We start from the raw sequence: 20,395 nt of genomic DNA, 5'->3' as shown, positions 1-20,395 counted from the left end.
ATGATATTACCAGTTGTCGCTTATGGCGATCCCGTTTTAAAAAAAATGGGAAAAGAAATTACTAAAGATTATCCAAATTTAAAGGAGTTAATCGCTAACATGTACGAAACCATGAATGGTGCATTTGGTGTAGGTTTAGCAGCACCACAAATTGGATTGCCAATCCGTTTGTTTATTGTGGATGCATCTCCTTTTGCAGATGATGAAGAAGTGTTAGGTAAAGAAGAAGCAGATTTTTTAAAAAGCTTCAAACACACATTTATTAACCCAGTAATCGTTGAAGAGTCTGGAGACGAATGGGCTTTTAATGAAGGTTGTTTGAGTATTCCTGATGTTAGAGAAGATGTTTTTAGACAACCAAATATTAAAGTTGAATATGTAGACGAAGACTTTAAAAAGCAAACTATGGAATTAGATGGTTTGGCTGCAAGAGTCTTCCAGCATGAGTACGATCATATTGAAGGTGTGTTGTTTACAGATCATTTATCGCCTTTAAAAAGACGCTTGATAAAAGGAAAATTAACCAACATTTCTAAAGGAAAAATTAATGTAGACTATCGCATGAAATTTCCATTAATGAAAAAGAAACGTTAAACGTTTGGAAAACCCAAACTAACATAAGATATTTGCCCACTTTAAAAATTAAAATATGGCTTTAGATAAAGTATTAGCAATTGCTGGAAAACCAGGATTATATAAATTAGTAACTCAAACTAGAGGTGGTTTTATTGCCGAATCGTTAATAGATAATAGACGTATGTCTGTTGGAATCCAACAAAATGTAAGTATTTTAAGCGAGATTGCAATTTATACCTTAACTGCTGAAGTACCTTTAAAAGAGGTGTTAACTAAAATTAAAGCTAAAGAAAAAGGAGCACAAACTAGTATTAGTCATAAAGATCCTAAAGATAAGTTAGAAGAATATTTCTTTGACGTATTACCAGATTATGATGAAGATAGAGTATATCCAAGTGATATTAAAAAAGTAGTACAATGGTACAATATGCTTCAAAAAAACGATATGTTAAATTTTGAAGAAGCTTCAAAATCTGACGAAGAAGAATAGCATTTTATCCATTTATAGATATATAAAAATCCAGCTTTTGCTGGATTTTTTTGTTTTCGTTTTTTAAGATGAAACTATTCAACGTACTTTTACAAAAACTTTTTTTAAATGAATTCTAGAGCAGACCAACTTAAAGCATTTGACCGTTTATTAACTATTATGGACGAGTTGCGCGAGCAATGTCCTTGGGATAAAAAGCAAACCATGGAAACCTTACGTCATCTAACCATTGAGGAAACGTATGAGCTTGGTGATGCTATTTTGGATAACGATTTAGAAGAAGTTAAAAAAGAAATTGGTGACTTAATGTTGCATTTAGTGTTTTATGCTAAAATAGGTAGCGAGAAAAAAGCATTTGATATTGCAGATGTCTGTAATGGAATTTGCGAAAAATTAATTTATAGACATCCACATATTTATGGAGATGTAAAAGTGCAAGACGAAGAAGAGGTTAAACGTAATTGGGAAAACTTAAAATTAAAAGAAGGAAAATCCAGTGTGTTAGAAGGTGTGCCTAAAAGCTTACCAGCTTTAGTAAAAGCAAACAGAATCCAAGATAAAGTAGCAGGAGTTGGATTTGATTGGGAACAACCAGAGCAAGTTTGGGAAAAAGTAGAGGAGGAGTTAGAAGAGTTTAAAGTAGAAGTCCAAAAAGGCGATAAAAACGCAATGGAAGACGAGTTTGGAGACGTATTATTCTCTATGGTAAACTATGCTAGGTTTTTAAAAATAAACCCAGAAAACGCTTTAGAACGCACAAATAAGAAGTTTACAAAACGCTTCCAATATCTAGAAGCCAAAGCAAAAACATTAAATAAAGATTTAAAAGACATGACTTTGTCTGAAATGGATGTTTTTTGGGAAGAAGCCAAAAAACAATAATTAGAAAATCTGTGATTTTCAAATACTTAGTTTTTTTTGGGAAGAAGCCAAAAAACAGTAATTAGAAAATCTGTGATTTTCAAATACTTAGTTTTTTTTGGGAAGAAGCCAAAAAACAATAATTAGAAAATCTGTGATTTTCAAATACTCAGTTTTTTTTGGGAAGGAGCCAAAAACAGTAATTAGAAAATCTGTGAGAGCAAGAATCTAATCAAACAGAAAAAACTTTTTTAATTCAAAAAATCCAAATTTAGTTTTGTGTCGTATATACTATAAATGACACAATCTTTTCTTAGATATAGTTGATTAATAGCATACATCAAACTTGATGTCATTAAAAATAATTATTTCTTGTAAGCGATAAGAAGTAATTGGTTAGTTTAGTTAGGAGCCACAATCCTACTTCTGTAAAGAAGTAGGATTTGGTTTTTTATATTTGAAATTTCCAGAGAAAATTCTGAATGGGTTTTTCAAGTAGGCTAAAAGCAAGCAATTAATTTTATACATTGTTGGCATTAGTTTTTCATTCTGTAATATACATTCGAGTTATGTTTCTCCATATAAAATTCAGGATTAGGAATTTCTGTAAACCCAAACTTTTTATAAAGCCATTTAGCTGTATCAGTTAATAAAATCCAACGTCTTAATCCCTGAAGTTTAGGGTGTTCCATTATTTCATTTATCAGCCACTTACTTAATCCCTTCCCTCTATATTCCTTTAAAATATAAACATCTCCTAAATATGCAATAGTTGAATAGTCTGAAATTATTCTAGCAAAGCCAATTTGCTTGTTTTCGTAATAAAGTCCAAAATTCAAAGAGTTTTCAATTGATGTTTTTACAGTATTGATTGGAATTCCGTTAGCCCAATCAGTTTCGTTTGAAAGGAATTTGTGAATGCTCAAAATATCTAATTTATCCTTGTTAGTTGAAATGGTATATTCATTTCTATGAGCTTCTCTAATTTTCATTTCAGTTTTCGTAATTATTGCTAACGGTTTTGTATATGGTTTGTTGCGTGTTTAAACACCTAAATTAGCAAATAAAAACAGAATAGAAAATCCGAGAGGGTTTTCGTAAGTAGGCTAGAGCTAGCAATAAATTATATACGGTGTTACACAACGTTTTTTATTACTTTCTCTATTTAAATAATTCGCTATTATCTGATACTAAGCAAATTTTATCTTTACTTTCATTAAGTTTAACTTCAATAACGTCATCATTCTTAATGTCGTTTAAAAGATCTTTTATAATTTTTGTTTCCTCTTTCGATTTTAACGCACTTTTCCCATATACACCTTGCTTTGGATAAATATACCCAAAATAATAATTATTCTTAATTGCTATAGCAATCAGATATACTCTATAAGAGGAACTTTTTCCTTGTTCGTTACCAGCTCTTAATTTAGCAATTGGGTTTTTGGCATTTGGGTTTAGTCTGTAGGCTACACATTGAGCTAATAAATCATCTGATTCTATCTTAAAGATATCTTTGATAATAGCTTTTTCACAATCCTTATAAGAATTCTTTTTGAGAAGTTTTTTTACTTCAGATATAAAGCTTTTTTGGAAGAAAAATTTCATTAAAGTTCATCAACTAAGGCACTTAACTCGTTGAAGTCATTTTCCTTTCTTAAGTCAAATATTATATGTTCAACTTCATTAACAGCTTCTGAATGAAAGTCAATAGCTTTCTTCATTTCTTTAAAATCATCTTTGAAAAGTCCTTTTGGGACATAAATTCTTCTTTCTCCAGAATAGAATTTTTTAAAGTGTTTGTCAGAAGCTTTTCCCATTGCTATAATTCCTCTAATAATGACTTCATCAGAGGTTGATAAGTTATCTATCCAAGTTATTTTAGTGAGTAATGAGGCTATTTTTTCTAGAGATTTAGTCAAATGAGCATAATCTTTTTTCTTATCATTAATGTGGTCAAGAATTTTATTAATTCTTTCTTCCTCGCTCAATGAATCAGAGTAAGATTTTATTATTTCTCTATTTATTTTCTCTAATGTAGTTGTCATAAGTTTTATAAATATACATAAAAATGTATAATACAAATATAGTTCTTTTTAATATTCAACGAATTAATAAGATGTTAAATTGATAACTTGTATTATATCTAAATAAATGTAAACTTGAAATATTAGTCGAATTTATGTTTTATTAACTACAAATACTGTTCCGCTAAAGCATTTTAATTATTTATATTTTATGTATTATAGTTGTTCTTAATCTCGACTAACGTCAAATTTAATTATTTTTTGTTCTTATCCCTTTGTTCTTATCCCTTTGTTCATAGCTAATTAACTCACTATTTTCCTCTTTTTTTTTGAAAAAACCTCAAAATTTGTCGTTAGCTCGAGGAATTAATCGGATTCTGATGTGGGGAATGTTGTGTAACTTATTATATGAGGAACAATATCACTCATTTTGTGCTATTTTGGAATGATATGAGGAAGTTTTGTTCCTGTTTTTTAAGAATATAATCCTTTAATTTTCTTTAGTTTTGTAGACCATAATTGTAAATCGTCTTTATGTTTTTCTATATTTTTGTGGACATCTTTTACTAAAGGGTTGTCAGATTTAACATTAGAGAAAAATTGTAAGTTGTTTTCCAGTTGATTAATTTCGCCTTTAATTTCGTCTACTTTTTTCTGGATATAAAAACGCTCGTTATCTATTGCTCTACGATCATCTCCAGAAGATAGTTGGTCTAATTTGTTTTCAAATTTAATTAACTCGGCTTCTGTTTTATTTAAATCTAAAGCTTTAAAAGCGCCATCTAATGCAGCATTAAATTCGCTTTCAATTTTGCGTTTGTTATTTGGTACACGACCAATGTTTTTCCACTTATTAATGTGCTCTTTTATAGTTGATAAATCTGCTTTTTGCTCTCCAGATAGTGCTAAGGTTTTTACTTCTGCTAGTAAAGTTTCTTTTTGTGTAAAAGCTTCTTCCTCTTCTGCACTTGCTGCATTGCGTTGCTCTTTAATTCTGTCAAAATAATGGTTACAAGCACCTTTAAATTGTTTCCAGATTTTATCGCTATCTTTTCTAGGCACATGTCCAATACGTTTCCAATCGCCTTGAATTTTTTTCATTAATTGGGTAGTGGTTTGAAAATCTTCACTGTCTTTATTGTCTTCGGCAATTTTAATTAGCTCCAATTTTTTTTCTAAGTTGGTAAATTGGTCTTTTTTTAAGTCTTTATAAAACTGGTTTTTCTTTCTGTTAAATCCTCGTACTGCCTCTTTATATTTTGCCCAAGTAGCTTCGTTAACTTTTACCGGAACTTTTCCTGCTTTAAAAAACTCTTCTCGAAGGGCTTCAATTTGTTTAATCTTACTTTGCCAATCTCCATGACCTGTTACAGTCTCGTTAGATTTTTCTTGAATAAGCGTTATTATAGCATTTTTGTTTATTAGATTTTGCTCATAATGCGCATCTAAGTTTTTAAAATAATCTTGACGCTTAGCATTAATCTTTTTAGTAGCTTCTTTAAAACGATCCCAAATAGGTTCTCTATGCTCTCTAGCTACTGGTCCAAGCTCTTCTTTCCAGATTTTATGTAAATTTTGAAGTTCTCTAAAGGCTCTACTTGTGTTTTCTTCATTTGCTAGTGCTTCTGCTTGCTCAATAATCTTAGTTTTTAATTCGAAATTATGTGCAAAGTCTTTGTCACGTAAGTCACGATCTAAATGTAATAAATCATAAAAACGTTCTACATTAAAATGGTAACTGTTCCAAGCGTTGTTATACTTGTCTCTTGGTATTGCTCCAGCTGCTTTCCATTGGTCTTGAAGCTCTTTAAATTTTTTGTATTTAGTATTCATTGAGTCATCTGCATCGTCTGTTAATGCTTTAATATGCTCAATGATTTCTAACCTACTAGTTAAGTTTTGTTTGTGGTTTTTTTCTATGTTTTTGTAGTGTGCGCTTAGGCTTTGTTTGTAATCTTTATACGTGTCTTTAAAAGTACGTTGTAAAGGCAGATTGTATCTAAAATCAATCTCATTACCACCACCACTAATAAATTCTTCCTTTTTTTCTGCAAGTAAGTCGCCAAATTTTTTGTCAAACTCTGCCTTTATAGCTTCAACAGGTTTTTTTATGGCTTGTATTTTTTGATCTTTAACTAAACCTTCTAACGCAATGGTTAGTTGTTCTAGGTTTAAAGATTCGTAATCTACTTCTTCAATATTATGACGATCACTATTACCTTCGTCTTCTGCATCTTCTGCATTAGAATCATCAATTTCGTTTAAAACAGCATCATTATCGTCTGTTGCTTCAACAATTTCTTCTGTTGTGTCTACAGTTTTTTGAGGTGTTTCAGGTTGTACGTTTTCGTTTTTTTCTTCCGTTCCATCTGCATTTTGCAGGTTATCTAGCTCTGACATTTTGTAAATGTTTTAAATTATTTTGTGTGTATTTAGCTTTTAAAGATAGTAACTACTTGAAAAACTACCAATATTTTGTGGGTTTATACTATTTATTCCAGATTTTCCAGGACTTTTCAGCTTGATAAACCAACATGTTATAACCATTTAAGGTAGTAGCACCTTTATTTTTTCCTTGTTTTAAAAACTCTGTTTCTGAAGGGTTATATATTAAATCAAATAAAATATGTTTTGATCCAATCCCATTATAAGGAATATCTGGAGACTCATTGACATTTGGAAACGTGCCAACTGGAGAACAATTAATAATTATTTGATGTTTGCTAATTATGTCCTCTGTTAATGTATTGTATGTATAGCTTGCTTTTTCTGAAGCTTTTCTGGATACAAAATAAAATTTAATATCAAGTTCTTTTAATACAAATGCTATTGCTTTACTGGCTCCTCCAGTACCTAAAATTAATGCTTTTTTATGACGTTTTTTTAAAGCAGGTTTTATGGCTTTTTTAAAACCATAAATATCTGTATTGTATCCTTTTGTTTTTCCTTTTTTAGTCAGCTTAATTGTGTTTACTGCTCCTATTTTTTTTGCTTTTTTATCTAGCTTATCTATAAAAGGAATAATGGTTTCTTTATAAGGAATAGTAACGTTTACACCTGATAAATGCTCAGTTTTTAAGACAATTTTTTTAAAGTCTTCAATATTTTGAAGGTCAAAATTTTGATAAGTTGCTTGTTTTATGTTTTCGTCTTTAAATTTTAAAGAAAAGTAATTTTGCGAAAACGAGTAGGAGATGTCCTTTCCAATTAACCCAAATTTACGCATTGTTTTTTCTGGTTTTTTGTCCATATATTTCTAATGCTAATACTATTGCAATACCAATTAGTGTATAAAAAGCAGCAAGGTATGTTTCTGTACTAAGTTCTGGTAAAAAGCGATTGTAGTTTTCTACTATTTTTTGACCTCTAGAGTCTAATAAAAAAGTACTATCTGGTTGTAATTTGTAAATAGCTTTTTTAAAAGGCCAAACTACACCTAATGATCCAACTATAAAACCAATAATTGAAGCTATAGTCACACTTTTATAATGTTTTAAGATATAATTTAATACATGAGAAAAAGTAACCAAACCAACAACAGATCCTAAAGTAAATACTGCAAGTACCTTTAGCATTCTTAGGCGTTCTAGGTTTTCTGTAAAGCTAAAATCTCCTGTAATAACTTCTGAAAATGTATCTGCTAATGCGTTTACAGAATCTACTAATAGCAATACATAATTGCCTAATAATATTAATATAAACGATCCGGAAAATCCTGGTAATGTCATACCAGACACGCTAATTATTCCGCAGAAAAATACAAAAAACAGGTTGTCATTTTCTGTAGCTGGATCTAAAAAACTAATACCTAAACCTAGTGTTGCACCAACCGCTAGTGCTAAATATGTTGTGGTTTTCCAATCTTTAAAGTCTTTACTTATGTAATAAATAGAGCCAATGATCATCCCAAAAAAAACACTCCATACATACAATTGATAATGCGTAATTAAATAATCTAAAATTTTTGAGATACTAAAATAACTAATGATCATTCCTAAAAACAATAAGCCTAAAAAGCGACCATTAATGTAATTGTAAAACGCTTTAAAACGACCTTTAAGCAGTAGCTTAAAAGCGGTTCCGTTTACTTTTTGTAAGGATTCTATAAACTCTTCATAAAAACCAGCTACAAATGCTACTACACCACCTGAGACACCAGGAACTTTATTGGCTGCTCCCATTCCTAATCCTTTTAAAACCAAGAATAATTTGTCTTTAAGTGTGCGTGTGCTTTCCATTTATTTGGCTTTGTTTCCTACTTTTTCAAGAATAAAAATAGTTAAAAAACCAGCAATCATTAACCCAATAGCTAATAGTAGTTGAGTGTCTATATTTGCATTAATTTGAGTGTATGTTGAAGGTGAAACACTTTGTTCTAAAACTGTTTTGTAACTTTCAAAATCTTGACTATTTTTTTGCATAACACTAAGTGTTTGGTAATCTGAAACGTTAGCAAAATCTATAACTTTTCCTGTTGCGTCTTCCATAACAGATACTGTTTTTTTGTATGGCCAAACCTTATTTAATGATCCTATAATAAAACCTGTAAGGATAGCTAATGTTGTATTATGATAGTTTTTAAATAACCATTTTAAAACATGGCTAAAACTAAGTAATCCAACCACAGCTCCAGAAGCAAATAAGGCGATTTTTTTAATGTCAAAATCATGAAAGGCGTCACTTAATGTTTTATAGGCTCCTAGAATAACTAAAATAAAACTACCTGAAACACCAGGTAAAATCATAGCGCAAATGGCAATAGCACCTGCAATGAATAAAAAATATGGATTAGAATTACTTGCTAAAGAAGGTAGGCTAGTAATATAAAAAGCTGCAATAGCACCTAAAATTAATGCAATAATTGTAATTACTGACCATTTTTTGATTTGCTTTCCAATAAAAAAGATACTTGCTATAATTAGTCCAAAAAAGAACGACCAAATTAAAACTGGATGTTGTTCTATTAAATATTTTGCCAATCGCATAAACGACACAAAACTAATAACGATTCCTGTTAATAGTGCTACTAGAAAATTACCATTTAATTGTTTCCAAAAAGCAGAAAAACCATCAGTTTTTAAGGTTTTAAATAAGGATAGGTTGACACCACTTATAGTAGAGATTAATTCTTCGTAAATACCAGAAATAAAAGCTATTGTTCCGCCAGAAACTCCAGGAACTGCATCTGCTGCTCCCATTGCTACTCCTTTTAAGCTAACCAAAAGGTAGTCTTTTAATCGTCTTTGCATCTTTTAATTTTTGTTAGTAAATCAAAGGTATGCAAAAAACGTTTTAAGTATCAATTATTGAAACTTTTTTAATGCGTTTTTAAAGGTAGTAGAGGTGTATACATTAGGAAAAAGCTCTTCCACTACATATAAAAAGTCTGCATTAAATGTAAATGCATTTTTTAAATGATAGCTTCCTTTTTCCGTTTCTAGCATGCTGTAGTAAATACCAGCTAGTCTAAATTCAATTTCTGCGTTTTCTGGATAAAATTCTGCTGCTTGTATCAAATTGTAACTTGCAGTTTCCAATTCTCCTAATTGAAGTAACAAATCACTACGTTGTAACCACGAGTTTAATTCGTAATTACCCAATTCTAATGCTCTTTTATAACCACGTTCTGCTTCTTCAAGAAAATTTAAACGATGGTTAATTTGCGCAAATAGTTTCCAGTAAGTAACATTATCTTCATCAATATTTATTGCTTTATTAATGTAGTATAATGCTTTTTGGTAGTTTTTTTGTTTGTTATAAAATTTTGTAATAGCAATCCAACCTTTATCTAATAATGGATCTTCTTTTACTGTTTTATAATAGTACTGTTTTGCTAAGTCATTTTGCCCTAATTTTTCATGACAACATCCAAGTCTTAATAATGCAAATGAAGTTGGATCGTCCAATTCTACAGTTAAAGCATAGCATTCTATAGCTTCTTCAAAACGTTTTAATTTTTCTAAAACTTTACCTTTTTCTAAATATGCACCCACAAATCTATCGTCAGATATAATGGCAAAATCAAATGCGCTTAATGCTTTTTTGTAATCTTTTAAGGTGAAATATTGTTTACCTAATTGGTGCCAAGCTACTTCAGAATAAGGATGAGAATTTAAATAGTCATTTAAAAATTTTATGGCTTCGTCATTTTCATTTAAAAAATCAAAACAATACATGATGTTGTATAATGATGAGTAGTCTTCAGAATCTTCTTCTAAACAACGCATAAAACTTTGTTTTGCTTCTTCAAAATTATCTAAAAACAAGTATTCCATTCCAATTAACGAATGTAGTTCTGATGTTTCTTCAGATAAATCTAAAGCAATATTTAAGACATTTATAGCATCTTCATGTTTATCTTCTTTGGATAAAATGTTAGCTTTTTGAATGTAAATTTCTTCGTTTGATGGTTCTAAAATATATAAAGCATCTAAAAGTTGATTGGCTTCTTTTAGTTTGTTTTCAAACACAAAAATTTCTACTTGAAATAATTTAAGATTGGTTGATGTTGGGTGTTGCTCTAATCCTAATTTAATTGCTTTTTTAGCCAAAGAAACCTTACCTTGATTAAGGTAGTGGTGTATAATGTTTTCAAACTCATTAGAATCAAAAAACAACACATTGTTTGTTTTTAGCATCGATTCAAATTTTGTAAGCGATATTTTATTTGGTTCTTCTTGGCTAAACTCCATAGGCACTATTTAAGTGTTTCTATTATAATAAAAGTAATGCTCTCTTGCTTTTTATAATGGTATATACCATTATTGTTTTTAACAAAGTAATCAACAATTACTAGTTTTTATGTGTTTTTGGATTGATTAGGAGTGACTTAAGGCTTTATTTTGTGTCACTTATTTTGTTTAATAGGTCAATAATAATGCCACAACCTTTAATAAGTTCTGCTTTATTAATGGTTAAAGGAGGTGTAATCCTGATGGCTTTAGGCTCAAACAGTAACCAAAACAAAATTAATCCTTGTTTTTGAGCTTCTAAAATCACTTGGTTAGTGATGTTTGCAGAGGTTGTAATTGCAGCTAACATTAAACCACGTCCTCTAATTTGTGTAATTAATGGGTGTTTTAAATGCTGTCTTATAATTTGTTCTTTTTCTAAAGTTTGTGACATTAAGTCTGTTTCTGTCACTTCTTTTAATGTGGCTAAAGCCGAAGCTGCTATTAACGGATTGCCTCCAAAGGTTGTAATATGTCCTAATTTTGGGCTATCTTGAAGTTGGCTCATGTGTGCTTTTGAAGCAGTAAATGCGCCAATTGGTAATCCTCCACCAAGTCCTTTACCCATAACAACAATATCTGGAATGACATTATAATGCTGGAACCCAAATAGCTTGCCAGTACGACCAATTCCTGGTTGGATTTCATCTAAAATTAAAAGTGCTCCAACCACTTGGCATTTTGCTTTTAATTTAGCTAAATAGTTGTTTTTTGGTTCTATAAAACCTGCTCCTCCTTGAATAGTTTCGACTATTACAGCAGCAGTTTTTGTAGTAATGTGTTTTAAATCCGCTTCATTATTAAACGAAATATGACTAATATCTGGTAATAATGGTCTAAAAGGCGCTTTGCGTTCTTCAAAATCCATTAAACTAAGAGAACCCATTGTGTTACCATGATAGGCATTATGTGCAGCAATAATTTGACTTCGACCAGTGACACGACGTGCTAATTTTAATGCACCTTCAATTGCTTCTGTTCCAGAGTTGACTAGATAGGTTTGTTCTAAAGGTTTTGGTAAATTTTTGGCAATAGATTGGCATAAGTCTACAGCTGGTTGTTGTACATATTCGCCATAAACCATGACATGTAAATATTTGTCTGCTTGATTTTTAATGGCTTGCACTACTTTTGGATGACTATGTCCTAAAGTACAGGCAGACACACCAGCTACAAAATCTAAATAGGCTTTGTTATTGGTGTCATAAATGTAGCTTCCTTTGGCATGAGAAATTTCTAGAGCTAATGGATGCGGAGTTGTTTGCGCTTGATATTTAAAAAAATCATCCTTCATCAATTAATCTTTTGCTTCTTCTTTTTTTAGCTTTTTTTCAATAGCTATTTCTTTTTTTGTTGGAGAACTTCTTTTTTTTAAGAACTTTTTAGGTATTGTTCTTGAGGCTTTTGGTTTGTCGTCTTTTTTGTTAAGATTCTTTGATTTTGCTTCTGTATCAGCTTTTTGGACACGTCCAATTAATGCTTCCCCAAAAAACTCTTCATCAGCTTTATAAGGTTCTAATCCTTTTATTTTAGGTAATTTTAAAGGAGGATCGTCTTTAAATAAATCGTCAACAGACTGTGGTCGTTCATCATCACGCCAATCAAAACCTCTTAGTTTTCTTGCGTTTTTTGGCAGCTCTTCTTCTGTATATAATTTTCCTTCAAATTGTAGTAGTTTTCTAAGTTCGACAACTTCTTTGTCTTCAAAAAAGATAATGATGTCTGCGGATTTAGATTTTTCAATACCAATTAATTCTTGTTTGTCGTTTCTACTATAATTAATTGATTCTGCATTTTTAAGAATGTCTACTTGCTTTATTTCATTTTCATCATCAAATAAAGCGATTAATCGTTTACCTGATATTTGATTGTAACCATCGTCACTAATCGTGTCTTTACTAATTAAAAAAGCATTGTAAAAAACGATGAGCGAATCTATTTTTTCTGTTTCTGGATTGGATTTTATATGAATGGTGTCTCCAGTCATTTGGTTATCTTCATTCCATAGTATAGGTTTTCTGGCAGCAGAAAAAGCATCTCCTTTATTAAAACGTTTTAAATTAATAAGTTGTGTTAATCCAGTTTTGTGATCTACATGGATAGAATCTGATTTAGCACTAATATCTGATTTATATACTTTAGCATTATAATACGCTCTGGTAATACGGTTTTCTGGTTTTCCAGTAACCATCAATGTATCAGCATGCATGTAAATACTGTCTTTTTCTTGAATAGTTATGGCTAAAGCACGTTTGGTAATATAAACCGAGTCTTTTGCACGATACACTTCTGCATAATGACCTTTTATAATGCTACTATTAATAGTATCTGTAACTTTAATATTATTGGTTGCAGAGGCGAAATTTTTATTTCTGTCAAAGTATAAACTATCACCTTCTATTACACGATTGTCATAATCAATTCTTGATTTTCTAACAAAATGTCCAATATCATTTGTTGTATCGTAAAAACCACGTTCGCTATAAATTTTACTACTATCGCCAACTATGGTTGATGGACCATACATATAGGCATGTCCATTATCTGAATAGTAGTCTAATGTTTTTGTTTTAAGTACATAGTCAGGATTGACTAATTTTACATTATCTACAAAGCGATATTTTTTTTGATTCATATAATAACGACCAATACGACTGGTAATTGTACCTGACGAGTCTCTTACTACTTTACCACCAGATTTATAATAAGATTCTTGTTTGGCTCTATTAAAATATAAGGTGTCAGATGTAATTGTAGATTGTGGATCTGTTAATACAACATCACCACTTGCAAATGCTAGTTGTGTTTTACCAGAATATTCTACGTAAGTAGATGTTAAGTTTATGGTGTCACCTTGTTTCATGTTAACATTACCATAGGCTTCAATAAAATCTTCCTTACCATAAAAAATTGCTTTATCGCAAAACATGTCAACTCCATCATGATAGATGTGTACTTGACCTTGATCGCTTCTGGTAAGGATACTTGCTCCCGGAAAATTTTCTTCATCAATATCTCCAAACGCACCAGAGTCTTTAATCTCGATGGTTTTTTGTTGGGCAAAACTAAATTGCGCTATTAATGCAATTAGGATAAAATATATGTGTTTATTAAATTTCAATCTATAACAGTTTGTCACAAAAATAACGATTTAATGGAGTTTGGATTGTGTATTAAGATTTATTTAATACCAAAAAACCTGCCATTATAATAATAGCAGGTTTTGAGTTTGTTTAAATATTTAGATTTACATAAAAATAGTTTGCTTTCTGTCTGGTCCTACAGATACTATTTTGATAGGTATTTCTAATTCTTTTTCTAAGAAACTAATATAATCATTAAGCTCCTTTGGTAATTGAGAGGCTTCGCTCATTTTAGTTAAGTCTTCGCTCCAACCTTTAAAGTTTGTGTAGATAGGTTCTACATTTTCAGGTTCTATATTAAAGGGTAAATGTGTAATGGTTTCACCTTTATATTTGTAAGCAGTTGCAACTTTTAGTGTTTTAAAACCAGATAAGACATCACTTTTCATCATCATTAATTGTGTAACACCATTAACGCGACATGTGTATTTTAAGGCTACTAAATCTAACCAACCACAACGTCTTGGTCTTCCAGTTACAGCACCAAATTCTTGACCTACTCTAGCCATTTCTTCACCATCTTTATCAAATAACTCTGTTGGGAATGGTTCAGAACCTACACGTGTTGTGTATGCTTTAAAAATACCAAACACGTCTTTAATTTGGTTTGGTGCAATACCTAAACCAGTACATGCTCCTGCTGCAGTTGTATTACTTGAGGTTACAAAAGGATAAGTTCCAAAATCGATATCTAATAGTGATCCTTGTGCACCTTCTGCTAAAATGGTTTTACCGTCTTTTAACGATTGGTGTAAATAGGCTTCGCTATCTATAAATTGTAATTCTTTAAGTCTTTCAACAGATTCGAAAAATTCTACTTCCATTTCTGCTAAATCGTATTGTACGTCTACATCATAAAAAGCAATCATGGCTTCGTGCTTATTAGCTAAAGCTCTGTATTTTTCTTTCCAATTTGGCATTTCTAAATCGCCAACTCTAATACCATTTCTACCAGTTTTATCCATGTATGTTGGACCAATACCTTTTAAAGTAGAACCAATTTTAGCTTTTCCTTTAGAGGCTTCGCTTGCTGCATCTAACAAACGATGTGTTGGTAAAATTAAATGTGCTTTTCTAGATACAATTAGCTTGGCTTTATAATCAATATCAAATTGGTCTAAGCCTTCTAATTCTTTGATAAATACAACTGGATCGACTACAACACCGTTTCCAATAATATTCATTGCGTCTTTGTGAAAAATTCCAGAAGGGATAGTACGTAATACGTGTTTTATTCCATCAAATTTTAATGTGTGTCCTGCATTTGGACCACCTTGAAAACGTGCAATAATATTGTATTTAGAAGTTAATACATCGACAATTTTTCCTTTGCCTTCATCTCCCCATTGTAAACCAAGTAGTAAATCTACTGCCATTTTTAGTTAGTTGTTTTTAGTGTTGTTTCGGTTTCCGTAAAAGTATAGTGAGTGTTTTGTTATTTCAATATCAAAAACCTCTTCAATTGTTTTTTTTATTGCTTGAATACGTGGATCGCAAAATTCTATAACTTCTCCTGTATCTTGTATGATAACATGGTCATGTTGTTTGTCAAAATAAGATTTTTCGTAATGTGCTTGATTTTTACCAAACTGATGTTTTCTTACTAAACCACAATCTAAAAGTAAATCCATTGTATTGTATAAAGTCGCACGACTAACGCGATACTTTTTGTTCTTCATATTTAGATATAAGGATTCTATATCAAAATGTTCTGAATTAGAATAGATTTCTTGGAGTATTGCGTAACGTTCTGGTGTTTTTCTATGACCATTGTCTTCTAAAAAAGTAGTGAAGACGTTTTTTACAATCTCTTGATTTTTATTATCTGTTTTTGCACTCATAAATACACAACAAATTTACATTTTTTTTTGAGGTTGCACTCATAAAAAACACACTTTGAGAGATGTGTTATTAGACAGTTATTAACAACTTAATTTTATATTCTAGTCACTTTGTCTATTCCGTTAATCTTTTTAAGATTATTCATTAACTTTTTTAGCATTGTTTTATTACGGACTATAACCTTAATTTGTCCTTTAAAAACACCATCATCACTCTGAAAACTGATACTATTCATATTAACATGCATATTAGAGGATATGACCTTAGTAATGTCATTTACTAATCCTAAATTATCTATTCCTGAAAGCGTAATTTGTGCAGAAAACTCTTGCTGAGATGAGTCTACCCAACGTGCTTGAATAATACGATAGGCATAATTAGAATGTAAACTTAACGCATTTGGACAGTTTTTTTTATGGACTTTAATTCCATCGTTTATAGTAATAAACCCAAAGACTTTGTCTCCAGGAATTGGGTTGCAACAATTGGCAAGTTTATAGTCTAATTTTTCTTCTTCCTTACCAAAAACTAAAAGGTCGTATTTGTTAGTAATTTCGTCCTTATTAATTTCGTCAGGATTAACACTTGGTTTTCTAGAAATCTTATTTTTAATAAAACTAACTAAAGCATTACTTCTAGAAGCTGCATATTCTTTTATTTGGGTGTTATCTATATTGTTTGTTCCAACTCTGTAAAATAAATCTAAGCTTGTTTTTAATTTAAAATGGCTAACCATTTCATTAATAGATTTTTCGTTAAGCGTAATTTTAAGTTGTTTTAATTTACGTCTTAACACTTCTTTACCATCTGCTGCAATGGTTTTAGTTTCTTCTTTTAATAGCGATTTTATTTTACCTCTAGCTCTAGCAGTTGTTGCATAATCTAACCAGTTGGAGTTTGGTTTTGCGCTTTCTGAAGTAATAATATCTACTTGGTCACCACTATTTAATACATGACTTAATGGTACTAATTTTCCGTTTACTTTTGCTCCTCTAGTTTTACGACCAACTTCTGTGTGGATGCTAAAAGCAAAATCTAAAGGTGTTGCATCTTTTGGAAGCGACTTTAATTCGCCTTTAGGTGTAAAAACAAAAATTTCTTTAGAATAAAGGTTAAGTTTAAACTGTTCTACAAAATCGACTGCATTGGTAGAAGCGTTTTCTAAAGCTTCTTGCAAACGGTTTATCCAGATGTCTAAACTATCTTCCTTATCGTCTGCGTTTTTGTATTTGTAATGTGCTGCATATCCTTTTTCTGCAATTTCATTCATGCGCTCACTACGTACTTGTACTTCTACCCATCGTCCTTTTGGACCCATTACTGTAATGTGTAAGGCTTCATAGCCTGTTGATTTTGGAGAAGAAATCCAGTCGCGTAATCGAGTTGGGTTTGGTCTAAAATTGTCTGTTACGATTGAATATATTTTCCAAGCTAGAAATTTTTCGTTGTCTCTGTCGCTTTTATATATAATTCTTACCGCAAATTTATCATACACTTCATCAAAAGAAACACCTTGCTTATCCATTTTTCGTTTGATAGAAAATATAAATTTTGGACGTCCTTTTATATTGTAATTTAAACCTTCTTTATCTAAAGATTTTTCAATAACATCATTAAATTCTTTTATATAAGCATCTTGTTCTTCCTTGCTTTCTTTCATTTTAAACAAGATGTCGTTGTAAATTTCAGGTTCGGTATATTTTAAACCTAGATCTTCTAATTCTGTTTTAATATTATATAACCCAATTCTATGAGCTAAAGGTGCGTAAATGTATAGTGTTTCTGATGCTATTTTTTCTTGCTTGTCTGGACGCATACTGTCCATGGTTTGCATATTATGCAAACGGTCTGCTATTTTTATAATGATAACTCTAACGTCATCATTTAGGGTTAATAGCATTTTTCTGAAATTTTCTGCTTGTAAAGAGACATCCATGTCTTTTTCTTTACTTAAAGATGAAATTTTAGTCAGTCCATCTACAATTCTGGCAACGGTTTCGCCAAATAAGTCTTCAATATCTTTAACAGAATAATCTTCGTTGTCTTCTACTACATCATGAAGTAATGCAGCAGCAATAGATGTTGCATCCAAACCAATTTGTTGAGCTACTATTTTTGCAACTGCAATAGGATGGAAAATATAAGCTTCACCACTTTTTCTGCGTTGCTGACTATGTGCCTTAACAGCAACTTCAAAAGCTTTTCGGATTAGTTTTTTGTCATCATCTGTTAACGAACGATAACTAACCTTTAAAAGCTCTTTATAAGCTTTTGCGATTTCTGCATTTTCTTTTTCAGTATCAATTTCAATCATAAAATAATCTCCTTCATTTAAAATAGAATGAATATTAAAAATACTACAAAAATTATGAATGTACAACTACCTTATAGGTAATTTTGAATGAAACTGAATAATCTTTTTTTAGAAAAAAAAGGAGGTTTAAATTTTATTGGTTTTTATAAACTTCCATTTTAAGACCCATTCCGTAATTGTTTAAACTAGCGTTTAATAAGTTGGAGTTTTTTATGTTTGTTTTGTCAAACAAAACCCATTCTCCACCATTTAAAAAGACACGTTTTACAAACGTCTTTTTTTCTGAAATGGCATCTGTAAACGGTAATAAAGGTCTAAAGGTTGTCGATATTTTTACTGTGCCACGTCTTGTTTTAACTTCTTGATATTTTTTATTGGGTAATAATTTTCCGTTTGTGTTGGTGTAACCCATAACTTGAATGGATACAAATAATCCTGATTTTGGAATAAAAATGTCGTGACTGGAAACATTAAATTCAAAAACAGGTTTTGTGTTTTCTGTAGCTATAAACACTATTTTCTCGTAAGTTAAAACATCACCAGGAAACCCATTGTTGTTTTCGTAAAACTGAACTCTAAATAAGGTGGAAAATGGACGCTTTTTCTTGCTACTACCACGTTTTTTAAAATCTTTATCTTCAGTTTTTATAGGTAATAAAATCTTAGTTAATCGTTTTGGTTTGGTATCTGTATTTGGAAAAAAAACTGCAATTTCGCTTTCTATTGTTGGTAACCAACATTTAAAATAATCGTCATGTTCTACAGGTTTTATAGTGATTTCTTTAAACTTTCCAGTTGGTTTTGCAGTAACAATAACCTCGTCTAGTAAATCTGATTTTGGTGCTAAAAAAAGAGTGTCTTTTAATGTTGATGTTGCTAAGTTTAAATCTTTATAGCCTAAAGCCGAAACAAATAAAGAATCAATATCTGAATATAATTTTTTGGTAAAGGTAAATTTACCATCATCATCAGCAAATAATCCGTTACCATTTCCAAAAGAAACCGTTGCAAAAGATACAGGTTGACCAGAAACACTATCTAATAGTGTTGTTTGACTAAAACCATTTATAGTAATAAACAGGGAAGCTATAAAAATTATAAATTTTGAGTTCATATTACTAATATATCAAATTTAATACCAACGTTTTTTCTTCTTTTTTGATGCCACACTTTTTCGTCCTTTTTTATGCTTACTTCCTGTTTTTTTAGATTTATGAACAATAGGTTTTGCTTTTGGATCTAAAGGGTAAGGATGATCCTCAATAACATCTAATTGTAAATTAATTAATTTTTGAATAGCAATAACATAGTCTTTTTCGTCAGCACTACATAACGAATAGGCAATACCTGTTTGTCCAGCACGTCCTGTACGACCAATTCTGTGTACATAAGTTTCTGGTACATTTGGCAAATCAAAATTAACGACTGAATCTAAATTGTCAATATCTATACCACGAGCAGCAACATCTGTTGCAATTAATATATTGACTTCTTTTTTCTTAAAACGTTTTAAAGCGTCTTGTCTTGCAGTTTGACTTTTATCACCATGTATACTATCTACTTTATAACCATTTTTAAGTAGTGTTTGCTCTAACTTATCTACACCATATTTGGTGCGTCTAAAGATGATAATATTTCCTTTTATGGTGTTGCGTAGTAGGTGTAATCCTAATTCTATTTTATCTTTTTTAGGTACAAAGTAAAGGATTTGATTGACGTTTTTGGATGTAGAACTGTTTTGAGCCACTTCAATACGATGTGGTTCTGCTAAAATGGTTTCTGCTAATTGTTCAACCTTATATGGAATAGTTGCAGAGAAAAGTAAGGTTTGTTTGGTTTTTGGGCACAAACGCTCAATTTTTTTGACATCGTCAATAAAACCCATGTCTAGCATTAAATCTGCTTCATCTAAAACTAAAGTTTCTATGTAATCTAGATTAATTTCATCTTGCTTATGTAAATCTAAAAGTCTACCAGGAGTTGCTATTAAAATATCAACACCTTGTCTTAATATTTCTTTTTGTGGCTCTATTGATGCACCTCCAAAAATAACAGTATTGATTAGATTGGTATGTGTGGCATAAGCTTCAAAATTTTCAGCAATTTGTATAGCTAATTCCCTTGTTGGACTAACTATTAACGCTTTTATTTTTTTTCCTTTTTTAGAAGCTATTTGTTTATCATACAATAACTGTAAAATAGGTAATGCAAAAGCAGCAGTTTTACCTGTTCCAGTTTGTGCAGATACAATAACGTCTTTTTTATTTAGTACTAACGGAATTGTTTTTTCCTGTACCAACGTTGGGTTATCATAGCCTTTTTCTGCAATAGCACGTAAAATAGGTCTGTTAAGCTTTAAGTCTTTAAATGACATGAAATTAAATTTGCTACAAAGGTAACTTTTTAAGCGTAAA

General features: G+C 30.7%; 18 protein-coding genes. 3 read left to right on the top strand and 15 right to left on the bottom strand.

The window, feature by feature from the left end; all coding sequences use genetic code 11:
• The 3 genes from def (at position 1) to mazG (ending at position 1,948) form a co-directional block, all read left to right on the top strand.
• A complete protein-coding gene (def, locus tag SJY17_RS14705) occupies positions 1 to 594 on the top strand; it encodes a peptide deformylase (RefSeq protein ID WP_397363327.1) in 594 nt (197 codons plus the stop codon).
• 55 nt (positions 595 to 649) lie between these two features.
• The gene (locus tag SJY17_RS14700; protein WP_397363326.1) at positions 650 to 1,066 is read left to right on the top strand and encodes a DUF5606 domain-containing protein; all 417 of its coding nucleotides are present in this window, start codon (positions 650 to 652) and stop codon (positions 1,064 to 1,066) included.
• Positions 1,067 to 1,174: 108 nt separating this feature from the next.
• Positions 1,175 to 1,948 carry a nucleoside triphosphate pyrophosphohydrolase gene (gene mazG, locus SJY17_RS14695; protein WP_397363325.1) on the top strand — a complete coding sequence of 258 codons (774 nt, stop codon included), beginning with the start codon at positions 1,175 to 1,177 and terminating at the stop codon, positions 1,946 to 1,948.
• Between the two features lie 515 nt (positions 1,949 to 2,463).
• Here mazG and SJY17_RS14690 read toward each other — a convergent pair.
• The 15 genes from SJY17_RS14690 to SJY17_RS14620 all read right to left on the bottom strand — a co-directional run bounded on the left by SJY17_RS14690 (position 2,464) and on the right by SJY17_RS14620 (position 20,355).
• Positions 2,464 to 2,853 carry a GNAT family N-acetyltransferase gene (locus tag SJY17_RS14690; protein WP_397363324.1) on the bottom strand — a complete coding sequence of 130 codons (390 nt, stop codon included), beginning with the start codon at positions 2,851 to 2,853 and terminating at the stop codon, positions 2,464 to 2,466.
• A 235-nt stretch (positions 2,854 to 3,088) separates the two neighbouring features.
• Positions 3,089 to 3,532, bottom strand: a complete 444-nt coding sequence (locus SJY17_RS14685) for a hypothetical protein (RefSeq protein WP_397363323.1) — start codon at positions 3,530 to 3,532, stop codon at positions 3,089 to 3,091.
• Positions 3,532 to 3,972, bottom strand: coding sequence for a hypothetical protein (locus SJY17_RS14680; protein WP_397363322.1), 441 nt, complete (start codon positions 3,970 to 3,972; stop codon positions 3,532 to 3,534). The genes SJY17_RS14685 and SJY17_RS14680 overlap by 1 nt, the downstream gene beginning before the upstream one ends.
• Before the next feature lie 453 nt (positions 3,973 to 4,425).
• Positions 4,426 to 6,351: a DUF349 domain-containing protein gene (locus tag SJY17_RS14675; protein WP_397363321.1), complete on the bottom strand. Its 1,926-nt coding sequence runs from the start codon at positions 6,349 to 6,351 to the stop codon at positions 4,426 to 4,428.
• A gap of 88 nt (positions 6,352 to 6,439) precedes the next feature.
• The gene (locus SJY17_RS14670) at positions 6,440 to 7,201 is read right to left on the bottom strand and encodes a shikimate dehydrogenase family protein (RefSeq protein WP_397363320.1); all 762 of its coding nucleotides are present in this window, start codon (positions 7,199 to 7,201) and stop codon (positions 6,440 to 6,442) included.
• Positions 7,170 to 8,189, bottom strand: a complete 1,020-nt coding sequence (locus SJY17_RS14665) for a DUF368 domain-containing protein (protein ID WP_397363319.1) — start codon at positions 8,187 to 8,189, stop codon at positions 7,170 to 7,172. Before SJY17_RS14665 ends, SJY17_RS14670 begins: the two co-directional genes overlap by 32 nt.
• The gene (locus tag SJY17_RS14660; RefSeq protein WP_397363318.1) at positions 8,190 to 9,200 is read right to left on the bottom strand and encodes a DUF368 domain-containing protein; all 1,011 of its coding nucleotides are present in this window, start codon (positions 9,198 to 9,200) and stop codon (positions 8,190 to 8,192) included.
• A gap of 54 nt (positions 9,201 to 9,254) precedes the next feature.
• Complete coding sequence (locus tag SJY17_RS14655) at positions 9,255 to 10,643, bottom strand: tetratricopeptide repeat protein (protein ID WP_397363317.1); 1,389 nt, start codon at positions 10,641 to 10,643, stop codon at positions 9,255 to 9,257.
• 145 nt (positions 10,644 to 10,788) lie between these two features.
• Positions 10,789 to 11,976: an aspartate aminotransferase family protein gene (locus SJY17_RS14650; RefSeq protein WP_397363316.1), complete on the bottom strand. Its 1,188-nt coding sequence runs from the start codon at positions 11,974 to 11,976 to the stop codon at positions 10,789 to 10,791.
• Between the two features lie 3 nt (positions 11,977 to 11,979).
• Entirely contained in the window at positions 11,980 to 13,803 is a 1,824-nt protein-coding gene (locus tag SJY17_RS14645) for an OstA-like protein (protein ID WP_397363314.1), read from the bottom strand.
• Between the two features lie 126 nt (positions 13,804 to 13,929).
• Positions 13,930 to 15,201, bottom strand: a complete 1,272-nt coding sequence (locus SJY17_RS14640) for an adenylosuccinate synthase (RefSeq protein ID WP_397363313.1) — start codon at positions 15,199 to 15,201, stop codon at positions 13,930 to 13,932.
• Positions 15,202 to 15,207: 6 nt separating this feature from the next.
• Positions 15,208 to 15,666, bottom strand: a complete 459-nt coding sequence (locus SJY17_RS14635) for a Fur family transcriptional regulator (protein WP_397363312.1) — start codon at positions 15,664 to 15,666, stop codon at positions 15,208 to 15,210.
• 95 nt (positions 15,667 to 15,761) lie between these two features.
• Positions 15,762 to 17,981, bottom strand: coding sequence for a RelA/SpoT family protein (locus SJY17_RS14630; protein ID WP_397364888.1), 2,220 nt, complete (start codon positions 17,979 to 17,981; stop codon positions 15,762 to 15,764).
• 133 nt (positions 17,982 to 18,114) lie between these two features.
• Complete coding sequence (locus SJY17_RS14625) at positions 18,115 to 19,095, bottom strand: hypothetical protein (RefSeq protein ID WP_397363311.1); 981 nt, start codon at positions 19,093 to 19,095, stop codon at positions 18,115 to 18,117.
• Between the two features lie 18 nt (positions 19,096 to 19,113).
• Positions 19,114 to 20,355 (bottom strand): DEAD/DEAH box helicase, encoded by a 1,242-nt coding sequence (locus SJY17_RS14620; protein WP_397363310.1) that lies wholly within the window; start codon positions 20,353 to 20,355, stop codon positions 19,114 to 19,116.
• Between the last annotated feature and the right edge of the window lie 40 nt (positions 20,356 to 20,395).

It is taken from the genome of Olleya sp. R77988, assembly GCF_044594215.1.
In the GTDB taxonomy this organism is placed as follows: Bacteria; Bacteroidota; Bacteroidia; order Flavobacteriales; family Flavobacteriaceae; genus Olleya.
Note: the sequence above shows the minus strand (reverse complement) of the source record. Positions and strands in the feature narration are given on the sequence as shown.

Excerpts from the sequence above, each read along its gene's own strand:
- def (WP_397363327.1), top strand. The coding sequence starts at position 1 with ATGATATTACCAGTTGTCGCTTATGGCGATCCCGTTTTAAAAAAAATG.
- SJY17_RS14700 (WP_397363326.1), top strand. The coding sequence starts at position 650 with ATGGCTTTAGATAAAGTATTAGCAATTGCTGGAAAACCAGGATTATAT.
- mazG (WP_397363325.1), top strand. The coding sequence starts at position 1,175 with ATGAATTCTAGAGCAGACCAACTTAAAGCATTTGACCGTTTATTAACT.
- SJY17_RS14685 (WP_397363323.1), bottom strand. The coding sequence starts at position 3,532 with ATGAAATTTTTCTTCCAAAAAAGCTTTATATCTGAAGTAAAAAAACTT.
- SJY17_RS14680 (WP_397363322.1), bottom strand. The coding sequence starts at position 3,972 with ATGACAACTACATTAGAGAAAATAAATAGAGAAATAATAAAATCTTAC.
- SJY17_RS14675 (WP_397363321.1), bottom strand. The coding sequence starts at position 6,351 with ATGTCAGAGCTAGATAACCTGCAAAATGCAGATGGAACGGAAGAAAAA.
- SJY17_RS14670 (WP_397363320.1), bottom strand. The coding sequence starts at position 7,201 with ATGGACAAAAAACCAGAAAAAACAATGCGTAAATTTGGGTTAATTGGA.
- SJY17_RS14665 (WP_397363319.1), bottom strand. The coding sequence starts at position 8,189 with ATGGAAAGCACACGCACACTTAAAGACAAATTATTCTTGGTTTTAAAA.
- SJY17_RS14660 (WP_397363318.1), bottom strand. The coding sequence starts at position 9,200 with ATGCAAAGACGATTAAAAGACTACCTTTTGGTTAGCTTAAAAGGAGTA.
- SJY17_RS14655 (WP_397363317.1), bottom strand. The coding sequence starts at position 10,643 with ATGGAGTTTAGCCAAGAAGAACCAAATAAAATATCGCTTACAAAATTT.
- SJY17_RS14650 (WP_397363316.1), bottom strand. The coding sequence starts at position 11,976 with ATGAAGGATGATTTTTTTAAATATCAAGCGCAAACAACTCCGCATCCA.
- SJY17_RS14640 (WP_397363313.1), bottom strand. The coding sequence starts at position 15,201 with ATGGCAGTAGATTTACTACTTGGTTTACAATGGGGAGATGAAGGCAAA.
- SJY17_RS14635 (WP_397363312.1), bottom strand. The coding sequence starts at position 15,666 with ATGAGTGCAAAAACAGATAATAAAAATCAAGAGATTGTAAAAAACGTC.
- SJY17_RS14630 (WP_397364888.1), bottom strand. The coding sequence starts at position 17,981 with ATGATTGAAATTGATACTGAAAAAGAAAATGCAGAAATCGCAAAAGCT.
- SJY17_RS14625 (WP_397363311.1), bottom strand. The coding sequence starts at position 19,095 with ATGAACTCAAAATTTATAATTTTTATAGCTTCCCTGTTTATTACTATA.
- SJY17_RS14620 (WP_397363310.1), bottom strand. The coding sequence starts at position 20,355 with ATGTCATTTAAAGACTTAAAGCTTAACAGACCTATTTTACGTGCTATT.